This window comes from Actinoplanes sp. NBC_00393, assembly GCF_036053395.1.
GTDB lineage: Bacteria > Actinomycetota > Actinomycetes > Mycobacteriales > Micromonosporaceae > Actinoplanes.
In genome coordinates this window covers 944,802-955,498 of sequence record NZ_CP107942.1, presented here as the reverse complement: position 1 = coordinate 955,498, position 10,697 = coordinate 944,802, and the positions used below count along the sequence as shown (strand labels likewise).

The window sequence follows — 10,697 nt, the reverse complement described above, 5'->3', positions numbered from 1 at the left end:
ACACTTTCCCGAAGGGTCTGCTCAGCGCGGGACATTCACCACTCCAAGGTCCAGCTGAGGTCCGGCGGCCGGACCCGGGCGCAGCGCGGGCCGCCGTCCGGGTCGGTCAGGCCGAGGCGGCCGACCAGGGTGCCGCGGCCGTCGGCAGCCGCGCGCAGCAACTGGCCGGGGATGTCGCCGAACAGCAGCTTGGCCCGCCGGAACATCGCGAACGTGTCCCCGTCGACCGAGCCCCAGCTCAGGTAGAGGAAGCGGGCGCCGGGCCGGCCGTGCACCCACGGGCCGCCGACGTCGACGAACCCGTCCACCTCGCGGGTGTCGACCTCCAGCTCCCAGACCGCCCGATCCTCGTGGACCGGCACCCGCCCGACGACCTCGCTCTTGCGCTGCACCCCCACATGCACGCCACCGAGCCGCAACTGCTCGGCCTGCGGGGCACCGGGCCGCCCGGGCAGGTCGTGGCCTTCGATCCGGATCCGCATGCCGCCGACCCTAGTCCGCACGCCGCAGAGCCTTCCGCAGGCCGCCACCGAACAGCATCCGCCGGCCACCGCAACATCCGCCGGCCACCGCACAGCATCCCCGGCCACCGAGCAGCATCCGGCCGGTCGGCGGCAGGCAGCGCTAACGCGCGGCCGGGCCCGCTTTTGGAGGCTGTTCGATCACCGGGCCCTGCGGTAGCGCTGTCTCACCGCCCGGCAGACAGCGCTACCGCAGGGCCCAGTGATCAACAAGGCCGAAAACACCGCCTCAGCCGCCCGCTGGCGACGTCACCCGCCCCCCGGCGCCGGTTCCGCCTCTCCGGCCGGGCACGGAGAGCGACGTGCGCGGCCGCAGGCAGCGCTCAGAACAGGCGGGAGGGCGATCTGCCGGGTGCAGCGTGACGATCAGGGTGAGCCCGGCAGCCGCGCTCGGGGCCGTGACGCGATGCCTGGATCGCGCGGTACGGCAGAACGGCCACGACTTCGGCGCGACGGCGTAGCCCGTACCCCGGAAAAGAGCGGAACCGACGAGCAGACCCTGACCCGCGAAGATGTTCAGAGAGAGCGGCGCCAGAAGTCGTAAGGGGTGTCGCCGGGCCGGAATCCGTACGCCTCGGCCATCGCCGCCGCCTCGCGGAAGCCGTGCCCGACCGCCTCGGGATAGTGGGCGTCGCTGCCGAACGACACCGTCCGGCCGCCCTCCTCGCGCCACCAGCCGAGGATCGTCGCGTGCAGCGGCAGACGCGTGTTGATCTCCAGAGCCCGGCCGGACCGGGCGGTCGCCCGCAGCGCGGCCCGGAACTCCTCCTCGAACGCTGCCGGATCGAACGGCGCCGTAGGCCAGAACCGGACCGGGTAGTCGATGTGGGCCAGCACCGCGAAGTCCCCGGTGGCATCGACCAGCCGGATCACCTCGGCGAGATACTCCCGCAGCACCTCCGCCGCGTCCCGATGCGGATAGATCCCCCACGGCTCGGCGTAGTGATCACCGTCCGGCAGGCAGTGCAGCGACCCGAGCACCCGGTCGAACGTCCCGGTCGAGAGAAGAGCCGCGAGCTGCCCCGCGAACCGGTGCGGCTCCCCCATCTCCAGGCCGGTGAGAATGTGCAGGTCAGGGAAGCGCTCACGACAGCGCGAGATCGTCTCCAGATAGCCGGCGGCATCGAAAACGGGCGGGGTGAACAGCCCGGCCGGGTCGGCCGCCGCGGTGATCCGGTCGTTCGCGTACGGCCCGTCGACCGGCGCGAGCCACGAATGGTGATCGACGTGCTCGGTGAACGCGATCGCCGGAAGCCCGATCTCCACGGCCCGGGCGCAGGTCTTCTCCATCGAGCCGTGCACCGCGTCCCAGGACCACTCGCTGTGCACATGGCTGTCCCCGGGTAACGGCATGATTGCCATCGTGCCAGGGCAGCGGAGGACGGCCCTCGTGGGGCACGCTGGGAACCGTGACGATCATTCTCGTTCCGTACCATCAGGACGAACTGCTCCCGGACGGCGACATCCGGGTGCCGGCGGCGGTCACCGTCCGGGTCGATCCACCGGACGACGACCGCTGGCGGCGGATCGCGGCCGTGCAGCACGCGGTGGCGTCGGCGGTCCAGCCGGTCGCCACGGCCGGCGCCCTTCCGGTGGTCTTCTCCGGGGACTGTCTGGTCGCCGGTGGTGTCGTCGCCGGGCTCCAGTGGGCCGGCCACGACCCGGGCATCGTCTGGTTCGACGCGCACGCCGACCTGCACACCATGCAGTCCAGCACCTCCGGCTACCTGGGCGGCCTGTCGTTGCGGCTGGTCACCGGGGCGCATCCGGAGGCGTACGCGAACCTGTTCGGCCTTCGCCCGGTGCCCCCGCAACGCGCCGTCCTGGTCGACGCGCGGGACACCGACCCCGCCGAGGCGGAATACCTCGCCTCCGGCGCGATCCACCGGATGGCGGTGCCCCACGTGTCCGCCGGCACCGTGCCACCCGGCCCGATCGTGCTGCACATCGACGCCGACGTGGTCGACCCCAGCGAGCTGCCCGGCCTGCGGTTCCCGGTGCCCGGCGGACCCTCGGCGGACGACGTGCTGGCCGCCGCCGGGCGCCTCCTGGCGACGGGTCAGGTCGTCGCCGTGCACGTCGCCTGCCCGTGGTGGCCCGCCGACACCCTGGAGACCGCCGACCTGCGGGCCCGGTTCCTGTCCCGGCTCACCACCGGCATCGACTGACAGCGAAGGCAGGCGGGTCGCCGGGCGCGGCGTTAGGGTGCGTTCATGGCGGGCGCGGGCGGGGCACGGTGGGACGGCGGCACGCTGTCTTTCCGGTACGCCGACGCGGCCCAGTCACTGACCGGCGTCCGGGTGCTCAGCTCCGCCTTCAAGGACGACCTCACCGGCCCCGTCGACGGCGTCTGGGAGCTGCGCCGCGAGGCGCCCCCGGTGCAGCGCCTCGAGTACCGGCTGGAGCTGATCCACCGGGACGGCTCCCGGGAGACCGTCTGCGACCCGGCCAATCCCGACCGCGTGCCCGGCGGCTTCGGCGACTCGTCGGTGCTGCGCTCCCCCGGCTACCGGGAGCCCGCTTGGCTAAGCCTGCCGCCCGCTCCCGGCGGCTGGCGGACTGTGCGGCTGCCGGTCCGTGGCCTGCGCACCAACCTGAGCATCCGGATCTGGTCGCCGCAGAGCCCCACCGCCCGGATCCTGGTGGCGCACGACGGGCCCGACTACGACCGGTTCGGCGAGTTGAGCCGTTACACCGCCGCCATGATCAATGCCGAGCGCGTCCCGCCGTACCATCTGGTTCTGCTCCCGGCCGGGGACCGCATGGAGTGGTATTCGGCCTCCCGCGCGTACGGCCTCGCCCTGGCCGGTGAGATCCTGCCGCGGCTGCGCAGCGGCCTGGAGGGCGGCGCCGTCGTCGGCGCCGGCGCCAGCCTCGGCGCGCTCGCCATGCTGCACGCCCAGCGCCGGCATCCGGCCGGTTTCGCCGGCCTGTTCCTGCAGTCCGGCAGCTTCTTCCAGCCCCGCTACGACAGCCATGAGTCGGGCTTCGAGCACTGGGGGCGCATCGTCCGGTTCACCACGCGCACCCTGCGGGCCCGCCGGGGCCCGGCCGTGCCGGCGACGATCACGTGCGGCGCCGCCGAGGAGAACCTGGCGAACAACCGGGACATGGCGGATGCCCTGGCGAAACAGGGGTATTCGATCGCCACCACCGAGAACCCCGACGCGCACACCTGGGTGGGCTGGCGCGACACCCTCGATCCGCACCTGACCTCCCTTCTGCGGCAGGTGTGGCCCCACTGATCTGAAGGAGGCGGCCGTGGCCGACGTCGAGCACACCATCGGATTGCTGCTGGGCACCGAGGACGACTGGCCACGCGCCTACGAGGCGCTGCTGCGCCGGCTGGGCACCGTCGAGGCGCCCGACGGGCGCAGTCACCGGGCCATTTCGGTACGCGTGACGATCGAGCCGTTCAACCTGCGTGACAAGCCCCGCCACGACCTGGTGATCGACCGCCTGGCGCACTGGTACTACCACCCCCGCGAGTGGCTCAAGAAGATCGCGCTGATGGACGACGTGTACCTGCTGAACAGCCCGTTCACCTTCCAGTCGATGGAGAAGCACGCGGCGTACTGCGCGATGATGCGCCTCGGCCTGAAGGTGCCGGAGACGGTGCTCGTGCCGTTCAAGAATCCCCTGGAGAACTCGCGCTGGGCGTACACGGCGGCCCGCTACAACCGGCCGTTCGACCTGGAGGCGACGGCCGCGCAGGTCGGTTACCCGCTCTACATGAAGCCCTACGACGGCGGCGCCTGGGTGGGTGTCTCGAAGATCCGGAATCCGGACGAGCTGCACTCCGCCTACGACGCCTCGGGTGAGCGGCTGATGCATCTGCAGGCGTCGGTGGAGGGCTACGACGTCTTCGCCCGCAGTCTGAGCATCGGGCCGGAGACGATGGTGATGAAGTTCCGCCCGGACCAGCCGATGCACGCGCGTTACGAGGTGGACCACAACTTCCTGTCGCCCGGGGCCGGCGACGAGGTGGTGACCATCTCGCGGCTGATCAACGCGTTCTTCCGGTGGGAGTTCAACTCCTGCGAGTCGCTGGTGCGCGACGACGAGGTGCACCCGATCGACTACGCCAACGCCTGCCCGGACGTGGCGCTGACCTCGCTGCACTACTACTTCCCGTGGGCGATGGCCGCGCTGCTGCGATGGACGGTGTACTGCGTGGTCACCGGCCGCAAGCCGCGCCTGGACACCGACACGTCGGAGTATTTCGAGATCGCCGGCACCCCGGGGATGTCGTACGCCGAGAAGCTCGCCGGCTACCGCAAGCTGGCCGACGACTACTTCGAGGTGGACCGCTACCAGGAGTTCTGTGCGAAGCACCTGGGCAACGTGGACGAGATCGTCTACGACTGGGTGGTCTCCGAGGAGTTCCGCTCGCTGCTGCGTGAGACGGTCCGCGCGATGTACCCCGTGCACGAGCACGAGAAGTTCCTCGCCCACTTCGGCGGGCTGATCGACGCCTGGATCCGTGACCAGGGGCGTTGACGCGGTAACACACCCGCAATCAATATGTCTCCATGCCTCTATGGGAGCGCTCCCTAAAAATCGGCTTCACAGCCGTACTACTCACCGTCGGCGTCGCCGCGCCAGCCCAGGCCGACGAGGTCGAGCAGGTCGTCAACGGCGGATTCGACAGCACCGCGGACCCGTTCTGGTCGTCCGCGGGCGTGCCGATCGACCTGGTCGACGGCGTCGCCTGCCTGGATGTGCCCGGCGGCACCACCAACCGCTGGGACGTCGCGATCGGCCAGAACGACATCGACCTGGTCGCCGGCGAGACCTACCGGTTCAGCTTCGACGCGAGCGGCAGCCCCGAGGGCCATGTGGCCCGCGCGATCGCCGGGCTCGCCGTCGCGCCCTACGACACCTACTTCGAGCAGTCGCCCGTGCTCAGCGAGGGCGGCCTGACCCACTACGAGTACACGTTCACCGCGAGCACCGCCACCGCGCAGGGGCAGGTCGCCTTCCAGGTCGGTGGCAGCGCCGACCCGTGGCGGTTCTGCGTCGACAACGTCTCCCTGGTCGGCGGAGTTCCGCCGGAGGTGTACGAGCCGGACACCGGGCCGCGCGTGCGGGTCAACCAGGTCGCCTACGTCCAGGACGGCCCGAAGGGCGCCACGCTGGTCACCGAGAAGACCACCGCGCTGCCTTGGGAGCTGCGCTCCGGCGACAAGGTCCTGGCCAAGGGAAGCACCAAACCGCACGGCGTCGACCCGTCCTCCGGGCAGAACGTGCACACCATCGACTTCAGCAGGTACCGGCGCAACGCCACCGGCCTCACCCTGAGCGCGGACGGCGAGACCTCACGACCGTTCGACATCGGCGGGAATGCGTACGACAAGCTGCGCACCGACTCGCTCAAGCTCTACTACACCCAGCGGTCCGGCATCGAGATCCGCGACGACCTGCGCCCCGGGTACGCCCGCCCGGCCGGCCACGTCGACGTGCCCCCGAACCAGGGTGACGGCAACGTCCCGTGCCAGCCCGGCGTCTGCGACTACACCCTGGACGTGCGCGGCGGCTGGTACGACGCCGGCGACCACGGCAAGTACGTCGTCAACGGCGGCATCTCGGTCTGGGGCCTGCTCAGCGAGTACGAGCACAACCGCGGCTCCCGCAAGGTGAACCTGACCATCCCGGAGAGCGGGAACCGGACCCCGGACATCCTGGACGAGGCGCGGTGGGAGCTCGACTTCCTGCTCAGCATGCAGGTTCCGGCGGGTAAGCCGTACGCGGGCATGGCGCACCACAAGATCCACGATCAGGCCTGGACCGGCCTGCCGCTCATGCCCCACCTGGACCCGCAGCCGCGCGAGCTGCACCCGGTCTCCACCGCCGCGACCCTGAACCTGGCCGCGACAGCGGCGCAGGCCGCGCGCATCTACAAGCCCTTCGACGCGGCCTTCGCGGCCCGCGCGCTGGCTGCTGCCCGCACCGCCTACGTCGCGGCCAAGGCAAACCCGGCCCGGTACGCCCCGGTGACCGACGGCGTCGGCGGCGGTGCCTACAACGACGACAAGGTGACCGACGAGTTCTACTGGGCGGCCGCCGAGTTGTTCCTGACCACCGGCGAGAAGCAGTACGCCACCGACGTCCTGAACTCGCCCGAGCACACCGCCGACGTGTTCGGCCCGGTCGCCTTCGACTGGGCGGCCACCGCCGCAGCCGCCAAGATCGACCTGGCGCTGCTGCCGAACAAGCTCCCCGGCCGCGTCCTGGTGCAGGCACAGGTCGTCAAGGGCGCCGAGGAGTACCTGGCGGTCCAGCGCGGCCATGGGTACGGCGTCGCCTACGCCCCCACCAACAACGTGTGGGACTGGGGTTCCAGCAGCATCATCGCCAACAACCTGGTGGTGGTCGCGTCCGCGCACAAGCTGACCGGCCTCGACCGCTACCGCAACGGCGTGCTGACCGGTATGGACTACCTGTTCGGCCGCAACGCGCTGAACATCTCCTACGTCACCGGGTACGGCGAGGTCAGCTCGCAGAACCAGCACAGCCGCTGGTACGCCGCCCAGCTCGACCCGTCGCTGCCGCACCCGCCGGCCGGCACGCTCTCCGGCGGGCCGAACTCGTCGATCCAGGACCCGGTCGCCCAGCAGTACCTGACCGGCTGCGTCGGCCAGTTCTGCTACATCGACGACATCCAGTCCTGGTCCACCAACGAGCTGACCATCAACTGGAACGCGGCGCTGGCCTGGCTGTCGTCGTACGTGGCCGAAGTGGACTGACGGTCCTAAGCTGCCGGGTGTGCAGGCTCTGCGATTCGCCGCAGCGTTGTACGCCCGGCGGCTGGGATTCACGTACCACGGTTACGTGCGGCGGGACCCGATGGCCCGGCTGCAGCTCAAACCGGGCCGCGAGGACCCGTACCTGATCTATGAACGGATCCGGGCGGGTGGGGATCTGGTCCCCACCCGCCTGGGCAACTACGTGACGGCGAGCCACCCGGTCTGCAACGCGGTGCTGCGGGACCGTCGGTTCGGGGTGCGGGCCGCCGAGCTCACCGGGCGGGCCGCGCCGGACCAGCAGGTCGACATGTCGTTCCTGGACAAGGACCCGCCCGACCACACCCGGCTGCGGCGCCTGGCCCAGCCGGCGTTCAGCCCCCGCCAGATGACCGGCTACGCCGCCCGCATCGAGCAGCGCGTCGGCGAGCTGCTCGGCGCGGCCGCGGCCAAGGACGACTTCGACCTGGTCAGCGAGTTCGCCGCGCCCCTGCCGATCACGGTGATCACCGACCTGCTCGGGGTGCCCGACGCGGACGCCGAACGGTTCGCCCGGCACGGCGCCACCATCGGCAGCGCGCTGGACGGGATCCGCTCCCTGCGCCACGGCGCCCGGCTGAAGGCCGCCAGCGACGAACTCGACGACGTCTTCGCCAAACTGTTCGTGCTGCGCCGCGCTCAGCCCACGGACGACCTGGTCAGCAGGATCCTGGCCGCCGAGGGCGACAAGATCCAGTCGCACGAGTTGCTGCCGATGTGCCGGCTGCTGCTGGTGGCCGGCTTCGAGACGACGGTCAACCTGATCGGCAACGCGGTCAACGCCCTGCTCGACCACCCCGATCAGTGGGAAGCGCTCTGCGCCGACCCGGCCGGCCTCGCCGGGCCGGCGATCGAGGAGACGCTGCGCTGGGATCCGCCCGTGCAGCGCACCGCGCGCTGCGCCACCGAGGAGGTCGAGCTGGCCGGGCGTACGGTGCGGCGCGGCCAGTTCGTCGTGACACTGCTCGCCGCGGCGAACCGCGATCCGGCCGTCTACCCGCAGCCCGGCCGCTTCGACATCCACCGCACCCCGTCGGTCGACCACCTGGCCTTCTCCAGCGGCATCCACTACTGCGTGGGCGCTCCGCTGGCCCGCCTCGAAGCCGCCATCGCCCTGCGCCTGCTCGCCGAACGCATGCCCGGCCTCCGCCGCGCCGGCGCCGTACGCCGCCGCAACGCCGGCATCATCCGCGGCCCGATCCACTTCCCGGTCCAGGCCGCAGGCCGCATCCCAGCAGTCAGATAACGGGCACGCCTGGACATGCCGCCGCCCGGCTTCGCTCCCGCCCGGTCAATGCTCGCGCCGTCCGGCCCGTCCCGATCTTCGTCCGGTCACCGCTCGCGCCGTCCGGATATCCCGATCGCCCCGGACCGCCTAGCCCTGGCCGCAAAACCAGCCCTGCTGGCGGCTCGCGCAGCTCGGCCGCCACTCACGCATGCTTCCCGGCCCGCGAAACCCGCACTGCTGGCGGCTCGCGCAGCCCGGCCGCCACTCAGGCAGGCATCGCGGGCGGGATTGCATGCGTGGGCGGCGGCTCGCGCAGCCGGGCCGCCACTCACGCATGCTTCCCAGCCCGGGAAACCCGCCCTGCCGGCGGCTCGCGCGCACCGGCCGCCACTCAGGCACGCAACGCGGGCGGGATTGCATGCGTGGGCGGCGGCTCGCGCACTCGGCCGCCACTCACGCATGCTTCCCGGCCCGCGAAACCCACCCTGCTGGCGGCTCGCGCGCACCGGCCGCCACTCAGGCACGCAACGCGGGCGGCGAGCGATGCCTAGATGGCGGCCCGCGCAGCCCAGCCGCCACTCACGCATGCATCCCAGCCCGCGAAACCCGGCGTGCCGGCGGCCCGCGCGCACCGGCCGCCACTCAGGCACGCAACGCGGGCGGCGAGCGATGCCTAGATGGCGGCCCGCGCAGCCGGGCCGCCGCCCACGCATGCTTCCCAGCCCGGGAAACCCGGCGTGCCGGCGGCTCGCGCGGACCGGCCGCCGCTCAGGCTCGTTTCGCGTGTGAAGCGTGTGTGGGTGGCGGCTCCTGTGGGGCCCGCCGGGGTCGGCCGGCCAGCGGGCACGCGATGAGGCTGCCATCAGGTGGGCGGCTGTCCCGCGAGTCGGCGCGAGCCAGACTTTCGGTCCCGGCCGCAGCCGGCGGGCCAGGAGTAGCCTTCGCGGAAACACTGTTTCCATACAGGAGGCGGCGGGATGCGGTTCGCGATCGTCGGGTGCGGCAACGTCGGCATGGAGCTGGCCCGCCGCTGGACCAAGGCCGGTCACACGGTCATCGGCACCACGACCTCGCCGTCCCGGGTGGACGAGGTCGCCGCAGCCTGCGCCGAGGTCGCGGTGCTGCGCGGCAGCGACCGGGACGCCCTGGCCCGTGCCGTCGAGGGCGCGGACGCCGTGGTGCTCACCGTCAGCCCGCGGATCGGACGGGCCTTCGACGCCGCGGCGCGCGTCACCGAGTACGCGGACACCCTCACCGCCACCGCGCAGACCGCCGTCGCCGTCCACCCGCGGGTGGTCTTCACCAGCTCGATCTCGGTCTACGGCGCCGGCGCCACCGACCCGGTGGACGAGACCACCCCGCTGACCGGCGACCCGGACGCTTCGCCGCGCAATTTCATCGCGGCCGAGCAGGCCGTCCTGCGCACTCCGGGCGGCGCGGTGCTGCGCATCCCCGACGTGTACGGCCACCCGCGCGACATCGACTACCCGAGCCGGGTGAAGCTGGCCCACGACGTGCTCGGTGGCAGCGTGCCGTTCGACGGGGACGCCCTGCTGTACCGGATCGACTACCGGGACGCGGCCGCGGCGCTGGACTTCGTGGTGGGCCGGGGGCTGACCGGGGCGTACAACGCGGTGCCGGACGCGAGCGTGCCGGCCACCAACCGGGAGTTCTTCGCCGCGATCGCCGCCGGCACCGGGCTGCCCGAGCTCGCCGCGGGTGCCGATCAGCTCGGCGAAGCTGCGCGCCGAGGGGTTCGCGTTCGGTTGTCAGACCGTGTAGGTGCGCGACGACGACGGGTCGGACGGCAGGCCGAACAGGTCGGTGAGACCGGTGACGCGCAGCTGGCGGTGCACGAACTCGCTCGGGTTGCGTAGCAGGAACCGGGTGCCGATGTCGCGGGCCGCCTCGTGCCCGGCGACCAGCGTGCCGATCCCCATCGAGTCCATGAACGTCACGTAGGTCAGGTCCACGATCATCAGTGCGGGCCGGTCGCTCTGCAGGGTGTCCAGGAGCGACACCCGCAACGCGTCGACGGTGGCCGCGTCCAGACTGCCGCGGACTTCGACGACGATCCCGCCGTCGGCCTGCCGCCGTGTGGTCATCACGGCCTCGCCCATCATGCCCTCCGAACCGGGCGATTTGCCCGTTCGCCTCACCGTACAA

9 protein-coding genes are annotated in these 10,697 nt (G+C 71.8%); 6 read left to right on the top strand and 3 right to left on the bottom strand.

Features of this window, described 5'->3' with window-relative positions; genetic code table 11:
- Positions 1-35: 35 nt before the first annotated feature.
- A complete protein-coding gene (locus OHA21_RS04225) occupies positions 36-482 on the bottom strand; it encodes a DUF5990 family protein (protein WP_328470322.1) in 447 nt (148 codons plus the stop codon).
- A 555-nt stretch (positions 483-1,037) separates the two neighbouring features.
- A complete protein-coding gene (locus tag OHA21_RS04220) occupies positions 1,038-1,874 on the bottom strand; it encodes a PHP domain-containing protein (RefSeq protein WP_328470320.1) in 837 nt (278 codons plus the stop codon).
- Between the two features lie 56 nt (positions 1,875-1,930).
- On the opposite strand from OHA21_RS04220, the gene OHA21_RS04215 reads away from it, so the two are divergent.
- The 6 genes from OHA21_RS04215 to OHA21_RS04190 all read left to right on the top strand — a co-directional run bounded on the left by OHA21_RS04215 (position 1,931) and on the right by OHA21_RS04190 (position 10,408).
- Positions 1,931-2,689, top strand: a complete 759-nt coding sequence (locus tag OHA21_RS04215; protein WP_328470318.1) for an arginase family protein — start codon at positions 1,931-1,933, stop codon at positions 2,687-2,689.
- Between the two features lie 45 nt (positions 2,690-2,734).
- On the top strand, positions 2,735-3,766 hold the full coding sequence (locus OHA21_RS04210) for an alpha/beta hydrolase (protein ID WP_328470316.1): 1,032 nt from the start codon (positions 2,735-2,737) through the stop codon (positions 3,764-3,766).
- Positions 3,767-3,782: 16 nt separating this feature from the next.
- Positions 3,783-5,021: an ATP-grasp domain-containing protein gene (locus tag OHA21_RS04205; RefSeq protein WP_328470314.1), complete on the top strand. Its 1,239-nt coding sequence runs from the start codon at positions 3,783-3,785 to the stop codon at positions 5,019-5,021.
- Between the two features lie 32 nt (positions 5,022-5,053).
- On the top strand, positions 5,054-7,267 hold the full coding sequence (locus OHA21_RS04200; RefSeq protein ID WP_328470312.1) for a glycoside hydrolase family 9 protein: 2,214 nt from the start codon (positions 5,054-5,056) through the stop codon (positions 7,265-7,267).
- 19 nt (positions 7,268-7,286) lie between these two features.
- A complete protein-coding gene (locus OHA21_RS04195) occupies positions 7,287-8,549 on the top strand; it encodes a cytochrome P450 (RefSeq protein ID WP_328470310.1) in 1,263 nt (420 codons plus the stop codon).
- A gap of 959 nt (positions 8,550-9,508) precedes the next feature.
- The gene (locus OHA21_RS04190) at positions 9,509-10,408 is read left to right on the top strand and encodes an NAD(P)H-binding protein (RefSeq protein ID WP_328470308.1); all 900 of its coding nucleotides are present in this window, start codon (positions 9,509-9,511) and stop codon (positions 10,406-10,408) included.
- Here the strand turns inward: OHA21_RS04190 and OHA21_RS04185 are convergent.
- Complete coding sequence (locus OHA21_RS04185) at positions 10,301-10,636, bottom strand: STAS domain-containing protein (RefSeq protein ID WP_328470306.1); 336 nt, start codon at positions 10,634-10,636, stop codon at positions 10,301-10,303. The genes OHA21_RS04190 and OHA21_RS04185 overlap by 108 nt on opposite strands.
- Positions 10,637-10,697 lie beyond the last annotated feature (61 nt).